Raw genomic sequence first — 19,854 nt, forward strand, 5'->3', positions numbered from 1 at the left:
AGCCAAGGTGTGCGCGTATGGTCATTAGGTTCCCGAGACATGCCTAGAGTTGTAGTAACAAGTGCATCCCCTAAAACCCGAATAGATTAATAATTCGGTGCCCGAAAGGTCAGTCTCAGTGCCAGATTTCTTGCCGCCAAAATTTGTTGGCGTGCAGCAGCGTCCGCTTTACATCCGGGTTCGTTCAATCCTGGAAATTCTGAGTACGCTGTGGCTGATTTCTGCCGTTATCGGCGTTGGTTTCTTTTCCGGCGGGACCACATCGCTCGCCTTTTCCCTGATTCTTCTGTACAGCACGGGCGCGGCTCTGCTGGTTGTCATCTCGGCCCTTTACCGCGTCCTGTCCCGGGCCGCACGTCAGCGGGTTGAAGCCGTCCCCGATGACAGCGCTGCCGCAGTGTTCGTGGACACCACCCGGTCAGCGACCGAAGAAATCATGGCCGCCCTCCGCCCGGCCGCACCCTACGGCACCCCTGGGGCATCCGTGCGGATGCCCTCGACGGTGGATGCCCTGGATGTGGCTGCCGCACTGACAGCACGCACGGCTGCATTGACCTCTGCCGCCGCCGCCGAGAAGTCTGCCGCTGCCGCCGCTGCGATGGTTGCTCCCGGGAAGTCGAGTAGTGCGGCCAAGTCCGTCATGAACAAGTCCGTCGTGAACAAGTCAGCCAGCAAGAAGAAGGCTGCTCCGAAGCAGCCGGCCCAGCCCACGAAGGCCCAGGCTGCGAAGACCCGTCCCGCCAACAACAACGGTTCGCGCGGCACCGGTAACCAGGCCTCCACCGCTCCGAAAAAGAGCACCGGCGGTAAGAAGCCTGGTTCGGCCGGGAAAGGTGCAGGCGGAGATAAGGCCTCGAACAGCGGGTCTGCCGGAACCAAAAAGCCTGAACGAGCTACGGCTCCGGAAGTGAAAGCCGCCCCCTTCGAGACCGGCATGAGCATGCCGGGTATCCGCACGGCTCAGCAGGACATTCTTCCCCGCCAGACCGGTGCACCGTCCTGCGGTCTCGCCGCCGGCCCAACCCGTCTCGGCGGTCCAGGACCGCGTCAGCTCGTCGCCGCCTGACGTTCCGCCGGGCCAGATACTCAGGTAGTTGTCAGGTTGTCTTCAGCAGCTACCCAGATGGGCCGTTTATCGTCATTAGTACCTCATAAGGGTGCGAGTGATGAATGGACCGAGTAGTGACCGGTCCGGACGCCGGCAGACTAGGGTTGTTTCCCCCAACCAGCCCCACGTCTGCCGGCGTTTTTCCTTTTAACCCGCAGGTCCGGCAGCACCCCGGCAGGCAGTGCAGCACCCCCGGCGCTATTCGGCACTGAAATCGCGGAATTCCCCGGTGGCGGGAGAAAAGGATTCTTCGACGCCGGCTACTACGCCCGGTGCCTTGGGGCCGCGCAGGAATTCACGAAGCCCGTCCAAGGCCGGTTCCCTGCCCTCGGCCACCACGTGGACGGATCCGTCCGCCGCATTGGAGACCACGCCCGTCAAGCCCAACTGCACGGCCTGCCGAAGGGTGCGGTATCGGAAACCGACGCCTTGGACCTCGCCGGTGACCCGTGCCGTCAGACGGCGGGCAGTGCCTTCCGGATTCTCTTGCTCATTCATGTGCACAGCGTAGCTGCATCGACACAGCGTAGCTGCACAGCCTAGCGCCGGGGAGGGCCGGGGGAGGGCCGGGAAAGCACTCCGACGGCGGGAGGTTCTTCGAAGACAAAATCAGTGCAGGCGGGTTCCCAGTTCGTCCTCCACCGCTGCCAGCAGGGAACCACCCTCGACGAGCACCCTGACAGCCTCGATTTCCGGGGCGAGGTACCGGTCCGGACCGGGCCCGGGCACAACGGTCCTGATCACGGCCCGCGCCGCCGTCACTGCGGGAGCGCTGCGGGAGGTGGCCGTGCCGCCGTCGCGCATGTCCAGCCCCCGTGCCGAGGTCAGCAGCTCAATGGACAGTACCCGGGTCAGTCCGTCCAGTGCCCGGCGGAGCTTCAACCCTGCCGCCCAGCCCATGGAGACGTGGTCCTCCTGCATGGCGGAGGACGGGATGGAATCCACCGACGCCGGCACCGCCAGGCGCTTGAGCTCCGAGACTATGCCTGCCTGCGTGTACTGGGCGATCATGTGCCCGGAGTCCACACCGGGGTCGTGGGCGAGGAACGCATTGAGGCCGTGGCTGCGGGCCCGGTCCAGGAACCGGTCGGTGCGCCGCTCGCTCATGGACGCAACGTCCGCGACGGCGATGGCCAGGAAATCCAGCACATAGGCCACCGGTGCACCGTGGAAGTTGCCGTTGGACTCCAACCGTCCGTCCAGCGTCACTACCGGGTTGTCGATGGCTGAGGCCCGCTCGGCTGCCGCAACAGCTTCGGCATGCAGCAGCGTGGAGCGGGCGGCCCCGTGGACCTGGGGTGCACAGCGCAGCGAGTAGGCATCCTGCACCCGGGTAAACCCGCCGGTCTTCTGCTCCTCGATCAAGACGGATCCGGACAGGACCGAGCGGATGTTCGCTGCTGATTCGCTTTGCCCGGGCTGGGGCCGCAGTGCCTGGAGGTCCGCGGCAAACACGCTGTCGCTGCCGAGCAGGCCTTCCACGCTCATGGCGGCCGCGAGGTCCGCCGTGGCCAGCAACCGGTGCAGGTCCGCAATGGCCAGGGTCAGCATGCCCAGCATCCCGTCCGTGCCGTTGATGAGCGCCAGCCCCTCCTTCTCCTGCAGCTCCACCGGTTCCAGCCCGGCCGCGGCGAGCGCTGCCGAAGCGTGCACCAGCTGCCCGCCGGCGTCGCGCACTTCCCCTTCGCCCATCAGCGCCAGGGCACAGTGGGAGAGCGGAGCGAGGTCTCCGGAGCAGCCCAGGGAGCCGTACTCGCCCACCACCGGAGTGATGCCCGCGTTGAGCATCCCGGCGTATGCCAGGGCGACGGCGGGACGCACTCCCGTCCGGCCGGTGGCCAGCGTAGCCAGGCGGTTGAGCATCAGGGCACGCACCACCTCCCGGTCCACTTCGGACCCCGACGACGCCGCGTGGCTGCGGATCAGCGAGCGCTGCAGTTGGATCCGCTGCTCCGGCGGGATCTGCTTGACCGCCAGGGCACCGAACCCGGTGGAGACGCCGTAGTGCGGCTTGTCATCTGCGGCGAGAGCCTCGATGACCCCGCGCGAGGCGGCCATGGCAGCCAGGGCCTCGGGAGCCAGCGTCACCCGCGCACCGTGCCGGGCGACGGCGAGGATATCCTCGCCGGAGAGCGGACCAACCCCCAGTTCCACGGCGGCGGTGCCCACGACGTTGTTGCGTAGCTGCATGCTTGTTCCTTCTGCGCTTGGACGGCCGGCGGTTGCTATCCATCTTGCCCGTTCAACCCGGCGCAGGGGCGGACCCGGGCGGATTCAGCTTCTGGGATCCCAGACACTGGCCTAGACTCTGGGCATGCCCGCTGCCTATGCCCGTGTCCAGGTCCCGGCCGCAGCGCAGGTCCTGGCCATCCTGCGCTATCTGGGACAGCAGGCCGGACCGGTCAGTGCGTCCGCCGTCGCGCGGGACCTTTCGTTGCCGCGCTCCACCACGTACCACCTGCTCGCAGCGCTGGTAAGCGATGGTTTTGCCGTGCACCTGCCGGAAGAACGGCGGTATGCCCTCGGCGCCACCGCACATGAACTGGGTACCGGCTATGCCCGGCAGGCTCCGCTGCAGCGCATTGCCCGGTTCCCGCTGCGCGGGCTGGTGGCCCGGACCCGCTTCACCGCGCATCTGGCGGTGCTGCAGGGAACGGACGTGATCTACGTGATCGAGGAACGGGCGCCGCGCCAGCAGCCGCTGGTGACCGACGCCGGCATCCGCCTTCCGGCCCACCGCACTGCCAGCGGCCGGGTCCTGTTGGCCGGGATGACAGGTGCGCAGCTGAGGGCGCTCTATCCGGACCCGGGGGCTGTCCGGTCCTCCCGCAGCAGTGGTGCCGGCCTGCCGGGCCTGCTGGAGGAGATCCGGGGGCGCGGCTACGCCTGGGAGGAGAACGAAGTCACCGAGGGATTCTCGTCCATTGCCGTACCCGTGCCGGACCGCTCCGGGCACACGGTCGCCGGCCTGACCCTGACCGCACCAAACCGCGCACCGGCAGCGGGCATCGAGGCGGCTCCGGCGCACCGGATCGAGGCCATGGCGGACCGGGTCCTGCCCGACCTGCTGCGCTGCGCCGCCGAGCTTTCCCGCCGGCTTGGCGCCCGCCCGCGGCCTGCTCCAAATGTGTCTGATATGCCAGACAACCATCCCGGGCCGGCTGCGCCCTGAATCGCCCCGGGGCTACGGTCTGGCTATGGCAACTACCTCTGACCCGTCCCGCCGCATCCGGGCACCGCGCGGCACCACGCTCACCGCGCGCAGCTGGCAGACCGAAGCTCCGCTGCGGATGCTGATGAACAATCTGGACCCTGAAGTGGCCGAACGTCCCGAGGACCTGGTGGTCTACGGCGGCACCGGCAGGGCCGCCCGCAGTTGGGAAGCATACGACGCCATCATCCGGACCCTGTCCACACTGGCCGACGATGAAACGCTGCTGGTGCAGTCGGGCAAACCGGTGGGGGTTTTCCGCACTCATGAGTGGGCGCCGCGCGTGCTGATCGCCAACTCCAACCTGGTGGGGGACTGGGCCACCTGGCCCGAGTTCCGCCGGCTGGAAGCGGAGGGCCTGCTGATGTACGGCCAGATGACCGCCGGTTCGTGGATCTACATCGGCACCCAGGGCATTCTGCAGGGCACCTTTGAAACCTTCGCTGCCGTGGCCCGGAAGCTGTTCGCCGACGAAAACGCCACCCTGGCCGGCACCTTGACCCTGACCGGCGGCTGCGGCGGAATGGGCGGCGCGCAACCGCTCGCAGTCACGCTGAACGCGGGAGCGGTCCTGATTGTCGACGTCGACGAGGCGCGCCTGCGCCGACGTGTCGGCAAGCGCTACCTGGACGAGGTGGCACCGGACCTGGACACCGCCGTCGCCCGCGTCATGGCCGCCCGGAACGAAAAACGTGCCCTGTCCGTGGGGCTGGTGGGCAACGCCGGGGAAGTGTTCGAGGAACTGCTGCGCCGGCAGCAGGCCGGGGAGGTCGCGGTGGACATTGTCACCGACCAGACCTCCGCCCACGACCCGCTGAGCTACCTGCCCGCCGGCATCCCCGTGGACCGCTGGCAGGCCGAAGCCGCCGCTGATCCGGAAGGCTTCACCAAGCAGGCCCGCGAATCCATGGCCCGGCACGTTGCCGCCATGGTCAGGTTCCAGGACGCGGGCGCCGAAGTGTTCGACTACGGCAATTCCATCCGCGACGAAGCACGCCAGGGCGGCTATGCCCGCGCCTTCGACTTCCCCGGCTTCGTCCCCGCCTACATCCGTCCGCTGTTCTGCGAGGGAATGGGGCCCTTCCGCTGGGTGGCACTCTCCGGGGATCCGCAGGACATTGCGGTGACCGATGCAGCCATCAAGGAGCTGTTCCCGGAGAACCTGCGCCTGCACCGCTGGATCGACGCCGCTGCCCAACACGTGGAGTTCGAGGGCCTGCCCGCGCGGATCTGCTGGCTGGGCTACGGCGACCGTGCCAAGGCCGGGCTCCTGTTCAACCGGCTCGTCGCCGAGGGCAAGGTGAGCGCCCCCATTGTGATCGGCCGGGACCACCTGGATTCGGGGTCGGTGGCCTCCCCGTACCGGGAGACCGAAGCCATGGCGGACGGATCGGACGCCATCGCGGACTGGCCCCTGCTCAACGCCCTGCTGAACACCGCGTCCGGGGCCACCTGGGTGTCCCTGCACCACGGCGGGGGTGTGGGCATCGGCCGGTCCATCCACGCCGGCCAGGTGGGCGTGGCCGACGGAACCGAGCTGGCCGCCCGTAAACTGGAAACCCTGCTGACCAATGATCCGGGCACCGGGGTTATGCGGCACGCGGACGCCGGGTATTCCCGGGCCGCGGACGTCGCCGCCGAGCGCGGCATTCGCATCCCCATGAACGAATAAGCATCCCGCCTGGAGAGAACCATGGACACTGTTACCGGCCTGCTCGCTTCCATCGCCGACGTCGGACGGGATTCCCGGCGCGGCGGATACTCGCGCCCGGTGTTCTCGACGCCCGAGCTGACGCTCCGCGAGTGGTTCAAAGCGGAGGCACAGCGCCGCGGACTCGATGTGGAGACGGACCGCAACGGCATCCTCTGGGCGTGGTGGGGGCAACCGGAACGCGGGGCACTCGTGACCGGCAGCCACCTGGACTCGGTGCCGGGCGGCGGAGCGTTCGACGGGCCGCTGGGGGTGGCCTCCGCGCTCGCCGCCGTGGACCTGCTGCGCGAGCGGGGAATTAGCCGCAACCGCTCCCTGGCCATCACTGTTTTCCCGGAAGAGGAAGGGTCCCGCTTCGGCGTGGCCTGTCTCGGCTCGCGGCTGCTGACCGGCGACATTGATGCCGACAAGGCCCGGAACCTGCGCGATGCGGACGGAACCACCTTCGCGGACGCCGCCCGGGCCAACGGACTCGACCCCGCACGGCTGGGACGCGACGACGAGGCGCTGGCCCGGATCGGCGACTTCGTGGAACTGCACGTGGAGCAGGGCCGCGGGCTGGGCGAGGACGGACCGGCGGTGGCAGTAGGCGGATCCGTCCTGGGCCACGGCCGCTGGCGGATCAGTGTCTCCGGGCAGGGAAACCACGCGGGAACCACCGCGATGGATGACCGCGCCGACCCCATGGTCGCCGCCGCACAGATCATCGTGGCCGTGCAGAAGGCCGCCGCCGCCGTCGACGGCGCCCGGGCGACAGTGGGCCGGATCTCGCCCGTCCCCGGGGGTACCAACGTCATCGCTTCCCGGGTGGACGTTTGGCTCGATGCCCGGCACCCCGACGACGCCGCCGCGCTGGCCCTCGTGGAAACCATCCACGGCAAGGCGCAGAAAATCGCCGCGTTCGAGGGCTGCACCGTGTCCCTGACGCCGGAATCCTGGACCGGTTCGGTGACCTTCGACGCCGCACTGGGCCGCAGCCTGGAAATGGCTCTGCCCGGAGCTCCGGTGCTCGCCACGGGGGCGGGGCACGACGCCGGCATCCTCGCCGGACACGTGCCTTCCGGAATGCTGTTTGTGCGCAACCCGACCGGGATCTCGCATTCCCCGGAAGAACATGTGGAGGCCGAGGACGCCGAAGCCGGAGCCGTGGCGCTCGCCGACGCGCTGGAGGCGCTGCTGTGAAAGGTGCCGCGGGTCCGTCGGGTGCTGCCGTCTGGTGCGAGGCCGGGTGGTACGAGGGCAGTATCCGGGAACGCATCCGGCTGACGGTCGACTCCGCAGGCAGGGTCACTGCAGCCGTCACCGGAACGGAAGCCGAACCCGGGGACTTGGTGCTGCCCGGCGTCGTCGTACCGGCAGCCGCGAACGGTCACTCGCACGCCTTCCACCGGATACTGCGTGGACGCACCCACGCGGCCGGGGACTTCTGGAGCTGGCGCGAGCAGATGTATTCGGCGGCCGGCGCCCTCACACCGGAACTCTACGAGCAGCTGGCGACGGCGGTGTTCGCTGAAATGGTGGTCTCGGGATACGCCAGCGTGGCCGAATTCCACTATGTGCACCACGCCCCGGACGGGTCCGCCTATCCGAACCACGGGATGGAACTGGCCCTGGCCCGAGCCGCGGTTGCCGCCGGCATCCGGCTGACCCTGCTGGACACCTGCTACCTTTCCGGCGGTTTCGGGGCCAATGGAGTAGGCACGCCGCTGGACGCCCGGCAGCAGCGGTTCGGGGACGCCGACGCCGATGTCTGGCTGTTGCGGTTAGCTTCGCTGCAGGCGGCGGTCGGGGAGCGGTTCGATCCGGAGCAGGTGAGTGTCGGGGCCGCCCTGCACTCGGTCCGCGCCGTACCGGAAGCTGCGCTGGCACACATCGCGCAGCGGCTGCCGGCCTGGATTCCGCTGCACATCCACCTGTCCGAACAGCCGCAGGAAAACGCAGACTGCCAGACGGCGACCGGGCTGACCCCCACCGGGCTGCTGCACCGGCACGGGCTGCTCAGCCCCCGGCTCTCAGTGGTCCACGCGACGCACCTGACCGACGCCGACATCGCCCTGTTGGGAGAGGCCGGGGCCACCGCGGTGTTCTGCCCCACCACGGAAGCCGACCTCGCTGACGGACTCGGACCGGCGGCAGCATTGCGCGACGCCGGAGTTGCCCTGGCGCTGGGCAGCGACCAGCACGCCGTCGTCGATCCGTGGCTGGAAATGCGGGCCCTGGAATACGGAGAGCGGCTGCGGACCGGCAGGCGCGGGGCCTTTGCTCCAAGCGATCTGCACTTCGCCGCGTCCGACGCCGGTGCGCGCGCCCAGGGCCGGACCGCACCCGGGCTGGAACCGGGGAAGGCCTGCGACCTCATGGCGGTGGACCCGCACAGCCTGCGCACCGCCGGATCTCGGCCCGACCAGCTGGCATTCTCCGCCACCGCTGCGGACGTAACCGCCGTCGTCGTCGGCGGCCGGCTGCGCGCCCGGAACGGTTCGCACACTCTCCTCGGAAACCCGGCCGCCCTGCTGCGGGAGGCCATTGCCGCCGTCGACTCTGCTGCCGCATCAGTGCACGAACCCCGCTTGGAAGGAACCCGGCGCCCATGAGCTCCGCCTCGACACTCATCACCAACATCGGCGAACTTTCCACCCAGGACTATTCAGCGGACGCTCCGGTGCTGAAGAACGCCGCCATGGTCTTCGAGGGGGAACGGATCAGTTGGATCGGCCCGGCGGGGAACGCACCGGCGGCCGATGAGGTGGTCGACGCCGGCGGACGCGCCGGGCTGCCGGGCTGGGTGGACTCGCACACCCACCTGGTGTTTGCCGGGGACCGCAGCGCGGAGTTCGAGGCACGGATGGCGGGGCAGGCCTACGAAGCCGGCGGGATCGCCGTCACCACGGAAGCCACCCGGGCGGCGTCGGACTATGACCTGACCCGGATGCTCCTGGCCCGGGCCGCCGAAGCCGCAGCGGGCGGGACCACGTACCTGGAAACCAAGACCGGCTACGGGCTGAGCGTGGAAGAGGAACGCCGGCATGCCCGGATCGCCTCGACGGTGGCGGACGCCGTCACGTTCCTGGGCGCGCACCTGGTGCCGGATGGAGCCGACGCCGACGAGTACACGGACCTGGTCTGCACCGACATGCTCGCCGCGGTGCGCCCGTACGTGCAGTGGGCGGATGTCTTCTGCGAAAAGGGCGCGTTCACCGAGGAACAGTCGCGCCGGGTGCTGCAGGCAGCCCGGGATGCGGGCCTGGGGCTGCGGGTGCACGGCAACCAGCTCGGCCCGGGGGCGGGGGTGCAGCTCGCCGTGGAGTTCGCGGCGGCCAGCGTCGACCACGTGAACCACCTGTCCGACGACGACGTCGCCGCGCTCGCGGACAGCTGGTCCGGGCGGGATTCCGGTGCCGGAGTCCCAGGGACCGTCGCGACGTGCCTCCCGGCCTGTGACCTGTCCACCCGGGCACCGCTGGCTCCGGCACGGCAGCTGCTGGACGCCGGGGTGCAGGTGGCCTTGGCCTCCAACTGCAACCCGGGAACGTCTTTCACCAGCTCCATGGCTTTCTGCGTCGCCACCGCCGTGCTCCAGATGGGACTGACCGTGCAGGAAGCCGTCCGCGCCGCCACCTACGGCGGCGCTCTGGCACTGCGGGCGCACACCGGCGCCGACCGGGACGGTGCACGCGCTGTCGGGTCGCTCGCCGTCGGGCACCGCGCCGACCTGCAGCTGCTCAACGCTCCCTCGGCTGCCCATCTGGCGTACCGGCCCGGCATGCCCCTGACTGGCATGGTGTTTCGGGCCGGGGTGCAGGTGCCGGTCCGCCGCTGACCGGGGCCCCGTCCGGCACAATGGTGTCCATGCGCGCTGCTTTCCCCTCCGCCCCCGCCGAATCCCTGGATCCTCGGGCACGCCGGATGCTGGTGTTCGAAATCCTGATTGTGCTGGGGCTTTCGCTCGGCAGATCAGGTGTTTACGCCGTCGTCGAACTCATTGAAAAGGCCACCGAAGCGCCGCTGGGCGATCAGACCACCACGCTGAATCCCGTCCTCGATGATCGGCCGTACTTCGACCTGGTGTACCAGCTGCTGGGGATCTTCTTCTCCCTGCTGCCGGTGGCGCTGGTCCTGTTCCTGCTTACCGAACCGGGCAAGTCCGCCTTCCGCCGGATCGGGTTCACGTTTGCCCGGCCGCTGAGGGACTTCGGCCTGGGTGTTGCCCTGGCGGCGGTCATCGGTATCGGCACGCTTGGCGTCTACGCCGCAGGGCGGGCCCTGGGCATCACCACCGCCCTGGTTCCGGCAGCCCTGGACACCTACTGGTGGACGCTGCCGGTGCTGATCCTCTCGGCCATGCGGCACGCGGTGCTGGAGGAAGTCATTGTGGTGGGCTACCTGTTCCTGCGGCTGCGGCAACTGGGCTGGGGGACGCCGGCGATCATCCTCACCAGCGCCCTGATCCGGGCCAGCTACCACCTCTACCAGGGGATCGGTCCGGGCATCGGGAACTTCCTGATGGGCCTGCTCTTCGGCTACGTCTACACCAGGACGCGGCGGGTGATGCCGCTGGTGATCGCGCACGCGCTGGTGGACATTGCCGGGTTTGTCGGGTTTGCGCTGTTTGGGTCGGCCATCGGGATCGGCGACTGAGCAGAGGCACATAGGATGGCCCGGTGACACTGATGACCCCGTGGGGCGCAGCCCTGGACCCCGAAGCCGTCCTGCCGGAATACCCCCGACCGCAGCTGGCCCGCGACAGCTATCTCAATCTCAACGGCTACTGGCAGTACGCCATCACCGGCGCCCATCGGGAGCAGCCGCCCGGGGACGGGGACTGGAACGGACGCATCCTGGTGCCGTTCTCACCTGAGGCGCCGCTCTCCGGGGTGAACCGGCACCTCCAGCCGCAGCAGCTGCTCTGGTACCGGCGGACGGTGAGCCTGCCGGAGGGCTTCGCGGGGGAGCGGGTCCTGCTGCACTTCGGTGCCGTGGACTCCGGCTGCCGGGTCACGGTCAACGGCATTCCCGTGGGCGGGCACGACGGCGGCTACCTGCCGTTCTCCCTGGACATCACCGATGCGTTGGCTGCGGGTCCGGACGGCAATTCCTCCGGCGGCCAGCACGAAGTAGTAGTCCGGGTCCGGGACCTGAGCAACACCGGTTCCGCCAGCCGAGGCAAGCAGACCCTGGACCGCGGCGGCATCTGGTACACGGCACAGTCCGGGATCTGGCAGACGGTCTGGCTGGAAGCGGTGCCGCAGGCGAGCATTTCCCGCCTGCTCCTCGTGCCGGACCTGGGCTCAGTGACCGCCACCGTGCTGGTCGACGACATCCGGTCCGCCCCGGACAGCACCGACCTGCAGGCGGAAGTCACCGTGTCCACAGACGGGCGCCCGGTGGCGGACGCCGTCGTCGTTCCCGGAACCCCGGTACGGATCCCGGTTCCGGATCCGCACCGCTGGTCCCCGGAGGACCCGTTCCTCTACGACGTCACCGTGCGGCTGCTCGCCGATGGGAAGGAAACCGACCGCGTCCGCAGCTACACGGCGCTGCGGACCGTAGGCACGGGGCCCGACGACGCCGGGCACCTGCGGCTGCTGCTGAACGGGCGGCCGTATTTCCATGCGGGCCTGCTGGACCAGGGGTACTGGCCGGACGGGCTGTACACCGCGCCGTCGGACGAGGCACTGGCCTCCGACATCCGTGCCGCGAAGGACCTGGGCTTCAACATGCTGCGTAAGCACATCAAGATCGAACCGTTGCGCTGGTACTACCATGCCGACCGGCTGGGCATCCTCGTCTGGCAGGACCAGGTCAACGGCGGCACGGCCTATAAGCACGCCGTGGTCACCGCCCCCGCGGTGGGTGCACCGCACCGGTCCGACGACGACTACGCGGCCTTCGGGCGGGCCGACGAGCAGGGCAGGGAACAGTTCCTGGCCGAACTGCACGGCACGGTGGAGCTGCTGGGCAACAGCCCGTCGATCGTGGTGTGGGTGCCGTTCAATGAAGGATGGGGCCAGTTCGATGCCAACGCCGTCGCCGAGCTGATGCGGTGCCTGGACCCGACCCGGACCATCGACCATGCGAGCGGCTGGCACGATCAGGGCGGCGGAGACCTCAAAAGCGTGCACGTCTACTTTGTGCCGTTCCGGCTGCGGAAGAGCTGGCTGGCCGGGTCCCGTGCAGTGGTGCTGTCCGAATACGGCGGGTACAGCCTGCGGATCCCCGGGCACACCTTCAACGACAAGGAGTTCGGCTACCGGCGGTTCCGGTCCCGGCGTGCCCTGGCCCGGGCGTACGAGCGGCTGCACCGGCGGCAGATTGAACCTGCGGCGGGCCGGGGGCTTGCCGCCACGGTCTACACCCAGCTCACCGACGTCGAGGACGAGGTCAACGGGCTGCTTACCTATGACCGCCGGGTGGTGAAGCTCGATGCCGAACTGGTGCGCCGGATCAATGCGGGGCTTCGCCGGGCCGCTGGGGGCTGACCCGCCCGAGCGCCTGCCTGGGTTCCTGCACTTTGTCCGGATCCCCGCAGATTGTCCGGATCCCCGCACCGCGCGGAGCAGGGATTGCCACAAACCGCAGGGATCTGGACAACCCGGAGGGAATCAGCGGCGACGGACGCGGGGCAGCCCTGCGCGGATCAGGCGCTGCACGAGGGATTCCGGGTGCTGGGGCTGTCTGGAGACGTCGTCCCAGGACCAGCGAACAAAACTGACCCCTGTTGCACGGATGGCATCTTCGCGCCGTTTCTCCTGACGCAGTGTGTCCCACGAAGGGGCAAGGGCTGCATCGCCCCGGCCGTATTTCACCGCGCCGTCAAACTCCCCAACGAGCCTCTGCTCTCGCCAGTAAAAGTCGACCCGAAAACGGCCGGCGGAGGTGTTGAATTGTTGCTGGAGCTCGGGCGGAAGGAAGCGGTGCATGTGAATGACGGCCCTGGAATAGGATTCGCCGGCCGACTCGGAGCGTGCATCGGCGAAGTCGATTACCTGTCGGGCCCGCAGCCGCTTTACCTGACTGGGCAGGTTGGTGGCTGTTTCCCGCAGGCGTTCCTTTCCCAGAGGAGGCAAACCACGAACAGGATCGGCCGCAGCACGTGGTCCATGGCGGGTACCGCGTGCTCGAAAGGGAGATAGGCAGCCATGTCCAGAACGGTCTGCGCCCGGGATGTCAGGGGCACATCTTCCAACGCAGTGAGCGGTTCCAACAGCTGCCGCTCAACCCAGTGGAGCCCGCCTCGGCGCTGGCCATGAATGGGAGGTACGGCCAACAGCAGAACCTCAGCAGAGTTTCCAATGACGGGCAGCCCCCACATGACGGCAGCAGATTGTTGGATAAGGACGCGCTGACCGTGCCCCTGTTCCACGGCTGCCCGGATCCGCACCCGCTGCTGTTCCCAGGGAGAAAGACCCTGCCACTCATCCGCCTGCATATAGACGCCGTGACGGAGGCGGATCAGCTGACCGGACCGGCAGCTCGAGGCCAAGGCGCGGCGGTCAGTACCGTGGGCCTCAGCATCGGCTGTGAAAATGAGCTCCGGATCCATGGACTCAAAGGTGGATGGGAAACCGGGGACCCGCGAGGGTAAGCCTCCCAATTGTGGACAACCCTTCTGGCGCCTCGGTCTGGAAAAGCCCTGCGGTTTGTCGCGATCCCTGCGGTTTGTGGAGCCTGCCGGCACTGGAAAGCCCTGCGGTTTGTCGCGATCCCTGCGGTTTGTGACAATCCCTGCGCCGCGCGGCGCAGGGATCCGGACATTCCCCGGGGAACCGGACAGAGTGCAGGGACATTCCGCGGGGATCCGGGCACAGTGCGGGGACATCCGCAGGGAACCGGACAGAGTGCAGGGACATTCCGCGGGGAACCGGACATACCGCGGGGATCCGGACACAGTGCAGGGACAGACCGCAGGGATCCGGACATTGTGCAGGGACATACCGCAGGGATCCGGACACAGCGCGGGGACAGACCGCGGGGACAAACCAGCCCAAACCAGCAGCAGAACCCGGAACTAGATCTCGACAGGACCGTTCGCGGTGTCGAAGGTGACGGACATGATGCCCGGTGTGCCGGCCGGGGCAATCCACGTGACGTCCACGTTCTCCAGCGGCTTCTCCACGGGGTGGCCCAGCCAGTCGGTGACGCGTGCAGCGGAGCCGGCAATGGTCAGGGACTTCAGCTTCACCGAACCGGGCATCCCGGGAATGGCGTTGGAGGGGTGCAGCTCGTCGGTGCCGTCGTCCCAGCGGAGCAGGTAGGGCACCTGCGGATCGGCAATCAATCCGTTGATGCCGATCTGCCGCCAGGTCAGCTCCTGGCCGTCGGGGAACTTGCGGTTGCCCGGCACGGAGGCCCGGCCGAGGCGTTCCTCGAAGGGGGAGAGATCGTCAACGGCAACGCACCAGCCCATCCAGCCGCCGCCGCATTCGGAGCGCTGGCGTACGGCCTGGCCGAACGGAGCTTTGTCCGACGCCGGGTGGTTCAGGACCTCCACCACCTCGACGTACTGGTTGTTGGCCAGGGGCAGGATCATATTGCGGGTACCGAATCGGGGGTGGACGCCACCCTTCACGTAATCGGCGCCGAGAGCAGCAGCAATCCTCTCGGTGGTGGCCAAAAGACCGTCGGATTCACAGGCATAAGAAACATGGTCCAAGCGCATGCGGCCCATTGTGGCACGTTGTGATACGCGTCTCGACCAAGGGAAGCCTAAGTGCGGAATGTTCCCTGCCGCAGTGCCGAATTAAGGCTAAAAAGCTCCGGTGTTTCACGGTGCGTCATAGAGGTTGCGCGACGGCGGCATATCGGTTTCCATAGGTGCAGGTCATGAGTGCCAGCAGATAGCCCCGGCTTGCTGGCCGGCAACCCTCCAACCGCGGTGGGGTGCCCCGGGTGAAGACCTGGCCGTACGCCAAACGGGCGTCCGGCAAGCGCGGGTCCCACGGCCCCACCGGACATCCGGCGTACCCGGGTGCACCCCGGCGGCGTTGTGCGGCCCCTGGTTTGAGGGAGCATCATGAGTGCAGATTGGTCATTTGAAACCCGCCAGATCCATGTAGGCCAGGAGCCCGACGCCGTCACCGGTGCACGTGCCCTGCCGATCTACCAGACCACGTCCTTCGTTTTTCCGAGTGCAGAGGCTGCCGCGAACCGGTTTGCCCTGGCCGAACTGGAACCGATCTACACCCGGATCGGCAACCCTACCCAGGAAGCGGTGGAAAACCGGATCGCCTCCCTTGAGGGCGGCGTCGGCGCCCTGCTGCTCGCGTCCGGGCAGGCGGCCGAAACCTTCGCGCTGCTGAACCTGGCGCAGGCGGGCGACCATGTGGTCGCCAGTCCCAGCCTTTACGGCGGCACCTACAACCTGCTGAAGCACACCCTGAAGCGGTTCGGCATCGAGACCACTTTCGTGCAGGACCCGGACAACCTGGACCACTGGCGCGACGCCGTCCGGCCCAACACCAAGGCCTTCTTCGGCGAGGTGGTCTCCAACCCCCGCCAGGACGTCCTGGACCTGGAAGGCATCAGCGCCGTGGCCCATGAGGCGGGCGTGCCGCTGATCGTGGACAACACGCTGTCGACGCCGTACCTCATCCGTCCGATTGAATGGGGAGCCGACATTGTGGTCCACTCGGCCACGAAGTACCTCGGCGGGCACGGGACGGCCATTGCCGGCGTCATCGTGGATTCGGGCAACTTCGATTTCTCCGCCGATCCGGAGAAGTTCCCCGGCTTCAACACCCCGGACGAAAGCTACAACGGGCTCGTTTATGCCCGGGACCTGGGCGTCAACGGAGCCCTCGGAGCGAACCTTGCCTTCATCCTCAAGGCGCGGGTGCAGCTGCTGCGGGACCTCGGGTCCGCGGTGTCGCCGTTCAACGCGTTCCTGATTGCCCAGGGACTGGAAACGCTGAGCCTGCGGCTGGAGCGGCACGTAGCCAACGCCGTCGCTGTAGCGAACTGGCTGGAAGGGCACGACGACGTCGTGTCGGTTGCGTACGCGGGGCTGGAGTCCAGTCCGTGGTTTGAGCGCGGCCGCAAATACGGGCCGCGCGGCACCGGCGCCATTGTCTCCTTCGAGATTGAGGGCGGCATCGACGCCGGCAAGCGTTTTGTGGACGGACTGGAACTGCACTCACACGTGGCCAACGTTGGAGATGTCCGTTCCCTGGTGATCCACCCGGCGTCGACCACCCACAGCCAGCTGGGTGCCGAAGCGCAGCTGGCCGCCGGCGTCAGCCCGGGGCTGGTCCGGCTCTCGGTGGGCATTGAGCACATCGATGACATCCTCGCGGACCTCGACGCGGGGTTCCGGGCCGGCAAGGGAGCGTAGCTTGCCCCGGCACCCGGCTCCGCAGCGCGAGTCGCTGCAGACGCCGCTGCAGCACCCCGCCGAAAAGGACGGGGTGCTGCAGTACGCCTCCATCGGCGGACTGGAACTGGAAACCGGCGGGTACCTGCCCGACGTCGTATTGGCCTACGAGACGTGGGGGCAGCTGGACCCGGACGCCGGTAACGCCGTGCTGATTCCGCATGCGCTGACCGGCAGCACCCACGTAGCCCGCGGAAGCAGCGCCGAAGCGGGCTGGTGGGAGGAGCTTGTGGGTCCGGGCCGGACGGTGGACACTCGCCGGTACTTCGTGGTCTCGGTCAACATGCTGGGCGGTTGCTACGGCTCCACCGGTCCTGCCTCGGCGGATCCGGACGGATTGCCCTGGGGATCACGGTTTCCCTTTGTCACCGTGAGGGATTCGGTCCGGGCGGAGGCGCGGCTGGCGGACCGGCTGGGCATTGCCAGGTGGCACACCGTGCTGGGCGGTTCGCTCGGGGGAGCGCGGGCGCTGGAATGGGCGGTGACCGAGCCGGACCGCGTGCTGCACTGCGGGGTAATTGCGGCGACCGCGGCCAGCACCGCTGAGCAGATCGCGTTTGCCCAGGCGCAGCTGGCAGCAATCCGCCTGGATCCGGCATTCAACGGAGGGGACTATTACAACGGCGCCCCTCCGCTGGCCGGCCTTGGCCTGGCCCGCCGGATCGCGCACATTACCTACCGGTCCGAACCGGAACTGGAATACCGGTTCGGGCGCAGTCCGCAGGCCGCCGAAGACCCCTTCGGCGCCGCTCACCCGGCCGGACGGGGCCGGTACTCCGTGGAGAGCTACCTGGACCACCAGGCCCGTAAACTGTCCGACCGGTTTGATGCCAACAGCTATCTGGTGCTCACCGAAGCCCTGGTCAGCCACGACGTCGCCCGGGGCCGGGGAACCCTGCGCGCGGCGCTCGCAGGCACGACGGCGGACTTCTTCATTGCCGCGGTGGAATCGGACCGGCTGTACCTTCCGCAGCAGTCGGCGGATCTGGCAGCGGCCCTTCCCCGGGGAACGCAGGTCCATCTCATCCGGGCGCCCATCGGGCATGACGGTTTCCTGACCAGCGTCCGGGAGATTTCCGGTGCCTTGAAACGGGAGGTGTTCGGGTAGGACGGCGGACAACAGGGGCCTGCCCCCTTGCCCGCTGCGGCAATTCGTGGGAGAACATTCCCCATGGCAGATCGGATCTCGCTTTCCGGCCGGGCGCAGTGCACCCCGGAGGTTCTCTGGCACGTGCTCGTGGATAACCGGGCGTCCTGGTGGCCGGACATGGACTTCGCTGCGCATCCGGGGGCGCCCCTGAAGGAACGGTGGAGCGAGGACGGAGTGGAGCACACGGCCACCGGTACGGTGCTGGCCGTGGCCCCAGGCCGGCTGCTTTCCTTCCGCTGGACGGCACCCGAATGGGGCGCCCACACCGTGGTCAGTTTCGAACTGACCGATGAGATAGACGCCACGGGGATAGCCGTGACGGAGAGCGGCTTTGCGGCGCTCGACGCCGGAGCGGGCGCCGCACTCTCCGCAGCCCACCGGGAAGGGTGGGCCTTCCACCTGGCAAACCTCATCGAACAGGCCGAAAAAGCCGACCAGGCACAGCAGTCGGGCGGTTCCTGAAAAACAGCTCTAGTCGGCTGACCCCTGCGGCATCCCTTGCCCGAACATCGGGCCGGCCTCGGGCCGCTTCGCGGAGATCCCGTCACCCGAGGACTGGTGCCGCACCCGGCGGACCACCCACGGGAACAGGAATTCGCGGGCCCAGACCATGTCTTCGGAGCGCGCCGTCCGCCAGTTCTTCGCGGGCAGCGGCTTGGTTTCCAGCGGCTGCAGGGAATGCGGCACCTGGAGCGTGTCCAGCACCATGGAGGCAATGGTGTGGTGTCCCAGCGGGGAGAAGTGCAGCCGGTCCGGAGCCCACATCTGCGGATCATTCAACTCGCGCAGTGCCCACATGTCGGCAATGATGGCGCCGTGCCGCTTGGCTATGGTCCGCAGGTTTTCGTTGTAGATCGCCGCCCGGCCGCGGACGCTGCCCAGGACGGGGGTGCTCCCGAGGTCCGGACCGGTGAACAGGACAACTCCGGCACCTGATCCGCGCAGCCGGGCAACGGCGCCGTCCATGCGTTCGGCCAGCCGGTCCGGATCGCCGCCGGGGCGGATCACGTCGTTGCCGCCTGCGCAGATGGTGACCAGATCCGGTTTCAGGGCGAGGGCCGGCTCGAGCTGCTCGTCGATGATCTGGTTCAGCAGCCGTCCCCGGATGGCGAGGTTCGCGTAGGCAAAGTCGGGCTGTCCCGAAGCCAGCTCCTCCGCCACCCGGTCCGCCCAGCCGCGGTAGCCGCCCGGGCTGTCCGGATTGGGGTCGCCGATGCCTTCGGTAAAGGAATCGCCCATGGCCACGAACCGGGACCAAAGGTGCGGGGGCCGCTGCTCCTGCCGGAAATCGGGGGCGGAAACGGCTTCGGGCAAAGAATTTGTACTCACCGGTCAATACTTGCAAACCGGCCCCTGGCTACGCGACCGTAGGTTGTAAATGCCGGCATGCCAGAATAAAAGCATGACGAAATCCGCGTGGAATCCTGTTGTCCTCTGGTCCAAACCCGAAGCTGAACGGGCAGGCACCCCGCTGCTGGTGCTCTTCCACGGATACCTGGCCAATGAAGAGGACCTGATGGGACTGGCCGATTACCTGCCCGCGGACTTCACCATCGCCTCGGTCCGGGCACCCCAGGCCTCCGGGCCGGGCTACACCTGGTTCCCGCTGATGAGCGACGCCGATTACTCAGTGGACGCAGTGGTGGACTCCGTGGCGGACGTCGCCGCGTGGCTCGACACCGTTCGGGACGGTCACACCAGCGTGAGCCTGCTGGGCTTTTCGATGGGAATGGCCGTGGCCACCACCCTGATGCGGCACCGGCCGCAGGACTTTGCCGCCGTCGTCGGGCTCTCCGGCTTTGTGGTCCCTTCACAGGACAACCCGTTCTTCCACGACGACGAACTGCAGCCCGGCGGCATGCAGTTCTTCTGGGGCCGTGACCAGGCTGACCCGGTCATCGACGCGCCGCGGATCGAATACACGCACGCCTGGCTCAATGCCCACACCGCGCTGACCAAGATCCTCTACTCCAACATGGGCCACGGCATCAATATGCAGGAGCTGGGCCATGTGAAGGAGTTCCTGGTCCATACGGTGCTGCGCGCCAACACCCGGGCGAACTAACCCCCGCGGGTAACCCGCACGGTCTCGCCGTTGACGGAGACCAGGTCGCCGGCATGAAGCTGGCGGCCGCGGCGCTCTTCAATGTCGCCGTTGACCTTGACCATTCCGTCTTCGATCAGCTGTTTGGCCTCGATACCGTCCTCGGCCAGGTTGGCGAGCTTGAGCAGCTGGCCCAGGCGGATCATTTCGTCGCGGATGGGAAGGTCTTGGGCATCGGAAGAACTCATGCCTCCATTCTGC

General features: G+C 68.0%; 19 protein-coding genes and 1 riboswitch. Of the genes, 12 read left to right on the top strand and 7 right to left on the bottom strand.

All coding sequences use genetic code 11. The features are described from left to right. The first annotated feature begins 151 nt into the window (after window positions 1-151). Window positions 152-1,066, top strand: coding sequence for a hypothetical protein (locus tag NNX38_RS15895; protein ID WP_255798918.1), 915 nt, complete (start codon window positions 152-154; stop codon window positions 1,064-1,066). Window positions 1,067-1,306: 240 nt separating this feature from the next. Here NNX38_RS15895 and NNX38_RS15900 read toward each other — a convergent pair whose 3' ends face one another. Beyond that, the gene (locus tag NNX38_RS15900; protein ID WP_255798919.1) at window positions 1,307-1,606 is read right to left on the bottom strand and encodes an acylphosphatase; all 300 of its coding nucleotides are present in this window, start codon (window positions 1,604-1,606) and stop codon (window positions 1,307-1,309) included. A 111-nt stretch (window positions 1,607-1,717) separates the two neighbouring features. Next, on the bottom strand, window positions 1,718-3,298 hold the full coding sequence (gene hutH, locus NNX38_RS15905; protein WP_255798920.1) for a histidine ammonia-lyase: 1,581 nt from the start codon (window positions 3,296-3,298) through the stop codon (window positions 1,718-1,720). Between the two features lie 124 nt (window positions 3,299-3,422). Between hutH and NNX38_RS15910 the strand changes: the two genes are divergently transcribed. Genes NNX38_RS15910 through NNX38_RS15940 form a run of 7 tightly spaced genes read left to right on the top strand, consistent with a single transcriptional unit; the run spans window position 3,423 to window position 12,509 of the window. Then, window positions 3,423-4,280, top strand: a complete 858-nt coding sequence (locus NNX38_RS15910) for an IclR family transcriptional regulator (protein WP_255798921.1) — start codon at window positions 3,423-3,425, stop codon at window positions 4,278-4,280. Window positions 4,281-4,305: 25 nt separating this feature from the next. Continuing rightward, complete coding sequence (gene hutU / locus NNX38_RS15915) at window positions 4,306-5,991, top strand: urocanate hydratase (protein WP_255798922.1); 1,686 nt, start codon at window positions 4,306-4,308, stop codon at window positions 5,989-5,991. A 21-nt stretch (window positions 5,992-6,012) separates the two neighbouring features. Continuing rightward, the gene (locus tag NNX38_RS15920; protein WP_255798923.1) at window positions 6,013-7,212 is read left to right on the top strand and encodes an allantoate amidohydrolase; all 1,200 of its coding nucleotides are present in this window, start codon (window positions 6,013-6,015) and stop codon (window positions 7,210-7,212) included. Continuing rightward, window positions 7,209-8,624 (top strand): formimidoylglutamate deiminase, encoded by a 1,416-nt coding sequence (locus tag NNX38_RS15925; protein ID WP_255798924.1) that lies wholly within the window; start codon window positions 7,209-7,211, stop codon window positions 8,622-8,624. The genes NNX38_RS15920 and NNX38_RS15925 overlap by 4 nt, the downstream gene beginning before the upstream one ends. Next, window positions 8,621-9,850 (top strand): imidazolonepropionase, encoded by a 1,230-nt coding sequence (gene hutI, locus NNX38_RS15930; RefSeq protein ID WP_255798925.1) that lies wholly within the window; start codon window positions 8,621-8,623, stop codon window positions 9,848-9,850. The genes NNX38_RS15925 and hutI overlap by 4 nt, the downstream gene beginning before the upstream one ends. Before the next feature lie 29 nt (window positions 9,851-9,879). After that, on the top strand, window positions 9,880-10,668 hold the full coding sequence (locus NNX38_RS15935) for a CPBP family intramembrane glutamic endopeptidase (protein ID WP_255798926.1): 789 nt from the start codon (window positions 9,880-9,882) through the stop codon (window positions 10,666-10,668). 32 nt (window positions 10,669-10,700) lie between these two features. Then, window positions 10,701-12,509 (top strand): glycoside hydrolase family 2 protein, encoded by a 1,809-nt coding sequence (locus NNX38_RS15940; protein ID WP_255798951.1) that lies wholly within the window; start codon window positions 10,701-10,703, stop codon window positions 12,507-12,509. A 123-nt stretch (window positions 12,510-12,632) separates the two neighbouring features. Here the strand turns inward: NNX38_RS15940 and NNX38_RS15945 are convergent, their stop codons facing one another. The 3 genes from NNX38_RS15945 to NNX38_RS15950 all read right to left on the bottom strand — a co-directional run bounded on the left by NNX38_RS15945 (window position 12,633) and on the right by NNX38_RS15950 (window position 14,689). Then, window positions 12,633-13,097 (bottom strand): endonuclease domain-containing protein, encoded by a 465-nt coding sequence (locus NNX38_RS15945; RefSeq protein ID WP_255798927.1) that lies wholly within the window; start codon window positions 13,095-13,097, stop codon window positions 12,633-12,635. Continuing rightward, entirely contained in the window at window positions 13,037-13,963 is a 927-nt protein-coding gene (locus NNX38_RS16975) for a type IV toxin-antitoxin system AbiEi family antitoxin domain-containing protein (protein WP_370646488.1), read from the bottom strand. The genes NNX38_RS15945 and NNX38_RS16975 overlap by 61 nt, the downstream gene beginning before the upstream one ends. Before the next feature lie 75 nt (window positions 13,964-14,038). After that, window positions 14,039-14,689, bottom strand: a complete 651-nt coding sequence (locus NNX38_RS15950) for a VOC family protein (RefSeq protein WP_229953226.1) — start codon at window positions 14,687-14,689, stop codon at window positions 14,039-14,041. A 160-nt stretch (window positions 14,690-14,849) separates the two neighbouring features. Further along, window positions 14,850-14,966, top strand: a riboswitch (SAM riboswitch). Between the two features lie 77 nt (window positions 14,967-15,043). Here NNX38_RS15950 and NNX38_RS15955 point away from each other — a divergent pair. From NNX38_RS15955 to NNX38_RS15965, 3 genes are all read left to right on the top strand, one after another. Beyond that, complete coding sequence (locus tag NNX38_RS15955) at window positions 15,044-16,360, top strand: bifunctional o-acetylhomoserine/o-acetylserine sulfhydrylase (RefSeq protein WP_255798928.1); 1,317 nt, start codon at window positions 15,044-15,046, stop codon at window positions 16,358-16,360. A gap of 1 nt (window position 16,361) precedes the next feature. After that, a complete protein-coding gene (locus NNX38_RS15960) occupies window positions 16,362-17,507 on the top strand; it encodes a homoserine O-acetyltransferase (protein WP_370646489.1) in 1,146 nt (381 codons plus the stop codon). Between the two features lie 63 nt (window positions 17,508-17,570). Continuing rightward, window positions 17,571-18,011: an SRPBCC domain-containing protein gene (locus NNX38_RS15965; RefSeq protein WP_255798929.1), complete on the top strand. Its 441-nt coding sequence runs from the start codon at window positions 17,571-17,573 to the stop codon at window positions 18,009-18,011. A gap of 9 nt (window positions 18,012-18,020) precedes the next feature. Here the strand turns inward: NNX38_RS15965 and NNX38_RS15970 are convergent, their stop codons facing one another. After that, window positions 18,021-18,863, bottom strand: a complete 843-nt coding sequence (locus NNX38_RS15970; protein WP_255798953.1) for an SGNH/GDSL hydrolase family protein — start codon at window positions 18,861-18,863, stop codon at window positions 18,021-18,023. Between the two features lie 88 nt (window positions 18,864-18,951). Here NNX38_RS15970 and NNX38_RS15975 point away from each other — a divergent pair, with 88 nt between their 5' ends. After that, entirely contained in the window at window positions 18,952-19,614 is a 663-nt protein-coding gene (locus NNX38_RS15975) for an alpha/beta hydrolase (RefSeq protein ID WP_255798930.1), read from the top strand. Here NNX38_RS15975 and NNX38_RS15980 read toward each other — a convergent pair. Continuing rightward, window positions 19,611-19,841, bottom strand: a complete 231-nt coding sequence (locus tag NNX38_RS15980; RefSeq protein WP_255798931.1) for an RNA-binding S4 domain-containing protein — start codon at window positions 19,839-19,841, stop codon at window positions 19,611-19,613. The genes NNX38_RS15975 and NNX38_RS15980 overlap by 4 nt on opposite strands. Window positions 19,842-19,854: the final 13 nt, after the last annotated feature.

Origin of the sequence: Arthrobacter sp. zg-Y238 (assembly GCF_024385525.1) — a bacterium.
Lineage (GTDB): Bacteria > Actinomycetota > Actinomycetes > Actinomycetales > Micrococcaceae > Arthrobacter_B > Arthrobacter_B jinronghuae.

Excerpts from the sequence above, each read along its gene's own strand:
- NNX38_RS15920 (WP_255798923.1), top strand. The coding sequence starts at position 6,013 with ATGGACACTGTTACCGGCCTGCTCGCTTCCATCGCCGACGTCGGACGG.
- NNX38_RS15940 (WP_255798951.1), top strand. The coding sequence starts at position 10,701 with ATGACCCCGTGGGGCGCAGCCCTGGACCCCGAAGCCGTCCTGCCGGAA.
- hutI (WP_255798925.1), top strand. The coding sequence starts at position 8,621 with ATGAGCTCCGCCTCGACACTCATCACCAACATCGGCGAACTTTCCACC.
- NNX38_RS15935 (WP_255798926.1), top strand. The coding sequence starts at position 9,880 with ATGCGCGCTGCTTTCCCCTCCGCCCCCGCCGAATCCCTGGATCCTCGG.
- NNX38_RS15910 (WP_255798921.1), top strand. The coding sequence starts at position 3,423 with ATGCCCGCTGCCTATGCCCGTGTCCAGGTCCCGGCCGCAGCGCAGGTC.
- NNX38_RS16975 (WP_370646488.1), bottom strand. The coding sequence starts at position 13,963 with ATGTCCCTGCACAATGTCCGGATCCCTGCGGTCTGTCCCTGCACTGTG.
- NNX38_RS15950 (WP_229953226.1), bottom strand. The coding sequence starts at position 14,689 with ATGCGCTTGGACCATGTTTCTTATGCCTGTGAATCCGACGGTCTTTTG.
- hutH (WP_255798920.1), bottom strand. The coding sequence starts at position 3,298 with ATGCAGCTACGCAACAACGTCGTGGGCACCGCCGCCGTGGAACTGGGG.
- NNX38_RS15980 (WP_255798931.1), bottom strand. The coding sequence starts at position 19,841 with ATGAGTTCTTCCGATGCCCAAGACCTTCCCATCCGCGACGAAATGATC.
- NNX38_RS15955 (WP_255798928.1), top strand. The coding sequence starts at position 15,044 with ATGAGTGCAGATTGGTCATTTGAAACCCGCCAGATCCATGTAGGCCAG.
- NNX38_RS15975 (WP_255798930.1), top strand. The coding sequence starts at position 18,952 with ATGACGAAATCCGCGTGGAATCCTGTTGTCCTCTGGTCCAAACCCGAA.
- hutU (WP_255798922.1), top strand. The coding sequence starts at position 4,306 with ATGGCAACTACCTCTGACCCGTCCCGCCGCATCCGGGCACCGCGCGGC.
- NNX38_RS15965 (WP_255798929.1), top strand. The coding sequence starts at position 17,571 with ATGGCAGATCGGATCTCGCTTTCCGGCCGGGCGCAGTGCACCCCGGAG.
- NNX38_RS15900 (WP_255798919.1), bottom strand. The coding sequence starts at position 1,606 with ATGAATGAGCAAGAGAATCCGGAAGGCACTGCCCGCCGTCTGACGGCA.